Here is a 3,508-nt window from a genome sequence, read left to right as displayed (position 1 = left end):
CCCACGCAGCGCGGCGCGGGGATCGGGTGGTACGCGCGGACGCGCCAAGAGCGGCCCCGGCGCCGCCGGTTCGGGCAGCCGGGCCCGCCGGGCCGAGACAGCGTCCCCGGCGGCGCCCCCGGCCGCTGCTGCGGCGCCGACAGGCTCCACGGGCGGCTATGCGCGCAGTGCCACCATGACCACCGCGCGCCCCGCCGGCGAGTCGGCGGCCGGGACCGCGGCCCCGCCGCACAGCGCCGGGCGCCCCGCAGCCGCACGGTCGCCCATCCCGCCGGCCCGGTCGCGCCGCGCCCGCCTGAAGGCCGCGCGCGTCGACCCGTGGTCGGTCATGAAGGTCAGCTTCCTGCTGTCCGTCGCGCTCGGCCTGGTGACCATCGTCGCCGTCTCGATGCTGTGGATGGTCCTCAACGGCCTCGGTGTCTTCGACTCGCTCGGCGGGACCGTCAAGGAGGTCACCCAGTCTGAAGCCGACCCCGAGGGCTTCGACCTCAAGGCCACTTTGTCGATGCAGAACACCTTGGTCTTCAGCAGCGCCATCGCCGTCATCGACGTCATCCTCGTGACCGCCCTCGCCACCCTCGGCGCGTTCCTCTACAACCTCACCGCCTCGTTCACGGGCGGCGTCGAGGTCACCCTGGCCGAAGAGGACTGACCCCCGCTTCGCCCCGGGAACTCCCTTCGGGTTCCCCCCAAATCACGAGACGACCGCACCCCGGCCACCCCGCCGAATCCCATTTTGGCGGCCGGGACGGGGTGCGGTACTCTCTTGGAGCACGCCCACCGAGGGCCTATAGCTCAGACGGTTAGAGCGCTTCCCTGATAAGGAAGAGGCCACAGGTTCAAGTCCTGTTAGGCCCACTCAGAAGCGTGCAGGTCAAGGCCACTTCTCCAGTCACTGGAGAGGTGGCCTTGATCGTTTTAGGCGCAGATTAGGCGCGGCCCCGATTCTCAGGCACTGCCCATGTCATGCCTGGTGTCTGACCGCAGAGCTTTCCTGACGCGGAACGCGCCGATCACGTGAGCGGCGATCCCGACGACCGCAACGGCAGCGCCGATGTTGATGCAACGTACGGTGGTGTTGTCGGATGCGCCGAGGATCGGTGGGATACCGCCGATGAGGGACGCCACGTAGGCGAGCAGCAACGCCGTGCCGGTCCAGTACGGAGCGGCGGGTTGGGTCTGCCAGCGAGGCACCCAGCCGCGGAACGTCGCGACGATGAGCGGAATCATTACTCCGCTCGCGATGAGTGCCAGAGCGAGCGAGACGGCTTGATCCCCGGTCATGTACTTCCCCCCATTGACCCCACGGTTCCGTGACCATTCTGCCGCCTGGCAGGCACGAAACGACCACGGCCCCGCCTCAGTTCGAGGCAGGGCCGTTGGCGTTGATGTCGGTTGATGTCAGCCGTCGTACTCAGGCGGCATCACGGCCGGATTCTCCGGCAGGCGTTCCATCCACATGGCCACAGACCAGATCTCAGCCGGGCCGTAGGCCGTCCGGACGCCCGAGACGGACATGCCTGCGGCCGAGGCCAGCTCTTCGAGCTTGTACGGCTGGTCACGGAACTCACGAGCGTACGCGAGGAGCGCCCGGAGTGTGCAGTCCCACGAGTCGCGGAACGTCTGTGCATCTTCGAGGAGCGTCATGAACTCTCGGCGGCTCATCGCGTCGAGCGTGGCCGCGTCGGGGCCCATCACGGCGTACATGTGATCGGGCGTCGTCTTCTTCATCGTGGTGATCCTTGCGTGATCAGGCCGTCAGGCGGTGGCTTCGAGGTCACGGAAGACCTCTTCGAGGTGGGGGAACCAGGCGATGAGCTTCGCTCGCTCAGCAGGCGTGAGGCCGAGGAGGGCGATGTCCCAGCGCCGTTCGAGAGCGTCAAGCAGCTCTTCGGCCATGACTGGGGTCACGTGCTCATAGACGCGAGCGATGCCCTTCATCTTGTGGCCGAGCTGGGCACGTCGAGCGACTTCGGCAACCTTGTCTTCGACGAGCCAGTTTTCGTGTGTGTGGCGGCCCTCATGGAACGTGAGCCATTCGAGGATCGGCGGGCGGTGATTGGGCGACTCGGGATCGTCGACGTCAACGCCGTCCCAAGCCGGACGCCAGAACCGGGCCCGGAAGTTCGTACGGCGGAACAGCCCGCCGTCCGGGCCGACGAAGACGAACGGGTGATCGTGGCTGTCGAGCAGCAGTTCGTAGAAGACCGCGATGCTCGGCGCGAGGGTCACCCAACGCTCGGACGTAGGCGTCTTGGCGCGGGTGCCCCGCTTGTTGCGCTTCTTGCCTCGAGGACCGGGCACCGGAGCCGAGGCCGCCTCAGTCGTCACGTCGGCGCCGGCTTTGTAGAGCTTGCCTGCGATCTCCTTGAGCGGCAGGTGAAGCGGTATACGCCCGTTCTCGGCGTCGTATTCGTCGGCGGTCTGTCCGACCAGCTCACCCCATCGTGCGCCGGTCCAGAAGTCGAGCAGGCAGAGGACGAAGCCCGCCAAGCCCGCCGTCTCGTAAAGCCGCATGGCCCCCCGAAGAGCCTGCACCGGTGTGGCGATGAGCTTGTCAGTTGACCCGCTCCCGGACGTGACCTGGATGCCGACGCACGGGCTTGCCGGGATCAGCCGGGCCTTGACGGCTGCGTTCATGATCGTCGAGAAGTACGCGAAGTACGCCGCCACCGACGACTCTTCGTAGTCTTCGTGCAGTTCCGTCACCCACCCCTCGATGTCGAGGTGGGCGTTGAAGATGGCGATCATCGGCCCACTTGGGCAGAAGCTGGTTGTCCAGGTAGGAGCGGTACTTGGCCGCCGTTGTCGGTGCGAGCCGAGGGGTTTTGGCTTTGAAGAGGTCTTCGGCGAAGACCGCGAACGGGGTTTCGGCGAGCCGCGGATCAGTCCACACGTTGTGACGGATGCGCGATTCCTCGTCGCGGGCCGCGTTGAGCGCCAGTGTCTTTGTCGGGAACGGGTCTGTCGACCCGAGCGACCCATCCGGACGCCGGTACCGGCCGCGCCAGTTCTTGCCGTTCTGCTGTGCGTACGCCATGTGTGTTCTCCCTTTGCGACGGCCGGTCAGGCAGCGGCCAGCCGTGCGCGTACGTGGCGCGACACGGGCATCTGACGTGTGATGCGGAGGATGTCGGCGATGTCGTCGACCGCGAAGCGGTAGTGCTTGCCGATGCGGTGGTGCGGGATGTGGCTGGCACTCGCGAGGTCCCGGAGCGTCCGAGCCGGAATCCTGAAACGCTCGCCCAGCTCGTCGGCGGTGAGGAGTTCGCCCGGGTGGCCCGCCCTGACTGCGGTGGTCAGCACGCCGAGTGCACGTGACAGCGCGTCGACGAGGTTCCGAAGCTCGTCGATAGAGTCCGTGGACGGAGCCGAGAACGGCACGATGCGCGTGTTCATGCCGCACGCTCCAGTTCGTCGAGCCCTTCCCGGAGGAGCTGTGTCGCGGGTTCCTGAAGACTGACCCCCAGGAGCCTTCCGAAAATTGACCCCCCATGACCATGGAGGG

5 protein-coding genes and 1 tRNA gene are annotated in these 3,508 nt (G+C 67.0%); 2 read left to right on the top strand and 4 right to left on the bottom strand.

What is annotated here, in order from left to right; translation table 11 throughout:
- Together ACRX5W_RS25040 and ACRX5W_RS25035 are read left to right on the top strand one after the other, a co-directional pair.
- Positions 1-652 (top strand): DUF3566 domain-containing protein (locus ACRX5W_RS25040; RefSeq protein WP_436790556.1); only part of this gene is annotated, 652 nt, incomplete at its 5' end.
- A gap of 132 nt (positions 653-784) precedes the next feature.
- Positions 785-858: transfer RNA gene (locus ACRX5W_RS25035), tRNA-Ile, on the top strand.
- A gap of 90 nt (positions 859-948) precedes the next feature.
- Here ACRX5W_RS25035 and ACRX5W_RS25030 read toward each other — a convergent pair.
- From ACRX5W_RS25030 to ACRX5W_RS25015, 4 genes are all read right to left on the bottom strand, one after another.
- Positions 949-1,284 (bottom strand): hypothetical protein, encoded by a 336-nt coding sequence (locus tag ACRX5W_RS25030; protein ID WP_436790555.1) that lies wholly within the window; start codon positions 1,282-1,284, stop codon positions 949-951.
- A gap of 117 nt (positions 1,285-1,401) precedes the next feature.
- A complete protein-coding gene (locus ACRX5W_RS25025) occupies positions 1,402-1,731 on the bottom strand; it encodes a hypothetical protein (protein WP_436790554.1) in 330 nt (109 codons plus the stop codon).
- Between the two features lie 27 nt (positions 1,732-1,758).
- A complete protein-coding gene (locus tag ACRX5W_RS25020; protein WP_436790553.1) occupies positions 1,759-2,751 on the bottom strand; it encodes a hypothetical protein in 993 nt (330 codons plus the stop codon).
- 315 nt (positions 2,752-3,066) lie between these two features.
- The gene (locus tag ACRX5W_RS25015) at positions 3,067-3,399 is read right to left on the bottom strand and encodes a helix-turn-helix domain-containing protein (protein ID WP_436790552.1); all 333 of its coding nucleotides are present in this window, start codon (positions 3,397-3,399) and stop codon (positions 3,067-3,069) included.
- Between the last annotated feature and the right edge of the window lie 109 nt (positions 3,400-3,508).

Source organism: Yinghuangia sp. YIM S10712 (genome assembly GCF_051388935.1).
In the GTDB taxonomy this organism is placed as follows: domain Bacteria; phylum Actinomycetota; class Actinomycetes; order Streptomycetales; family Streptomycetaceae; genus Yinghuangia.
Note: the sequence above shows the minus strand (reverse complement) of the source record. Positions and strands in the feature narration are given on the sequence as shown.